The organism is Alkalibacterium sp. s-m-28, from assembly GCF_054658175.1.
Genome location: NZ_BAAGIQ010000220.1, coordinates 1 through 825, shown reverse-complemented (window position 1 = coordinate 825; position 825 = coordinate 1). Strand labels below are relative to the sequence as shown.

Here is an 825-nt window from a genome sequence, read left to right as displayed (position 1 = left end):
TGCTTTTCTCTACCATACGTATAGTGTACCTTTAAATCCCCTCTCTTTTCAAATCAAGTGATAGTGATTAACGTTTGAGGTGATAGGCTTTCTAGCGGGTAAAACTTTATACTTTCCTATTCTATAAGAAAAACTGCCAGTCCGGCAGACAAGTACATCGATTTATACTGCTTTCGTTTATCTTTATCGACATTTTTATACATCGCATAAGCCAGTCCCATTAAAATACCTGACGATCCAATCATTTGACCTACTTTAAAGCGAGCTGGTACGAAAGTTTCCATGGCATACTGATATGTGCTGGTATCTCCAGCAGCATCCAGATTGACCAGGTCACGTGCCCATGCCAGCCACAACGGATCCTGTCCAAATACCAGCGCACCTTCCTGCGCTCCACTCAGCACCTCGTAGGTTCCTCCAAGTGGTGTATAGTTGATTGGAATGGTCAGCATATGATGCAGACCGAACGGCAGCAATAGTCGTTCAAGAGTCCCGAAAAGGAAGGGAGCCACGACTGGGGCCGTATCCTGTGATTCAGCTATCCATACCCCGAAACTGTTGATTCCGCCTTGGATGACCGGCCAGACAATTGAAAGCACAACGGCCGCAATCAGTGACCATAAAATTACAACGAAAGGAACGAATCGCTTACCATTGAAGAATGACAAAGCATCCGGTAATTTTCTGAAGTTGTAGTATTTATCTAAAATAGCCGAGAAGACCCCCACTTCTTACGAAGTGTAAAGTGGGGGATGAATCGGCTTCGGACACGGGGTGGCTTTAGCCGTCCCGATTGTCCGATTGTTCGAGTGCTGTTTGAATCAA

General features: G+C 45.3%; 1 pseudogene. It reads right to left on the bottom strand.

Annotation, left to right across the window (positions count from 1 at the left end):
- Positions 1-125: 125 nt before the first annotated feature.
- Positions 126-728: pseudogene (locus ACYQ4S_RS12030) on the bottom strand (PTS transporter subunit EIIC); the annotation flags it as partial.
- Positions 729-825: the final 97 nt, after the last annotated feature.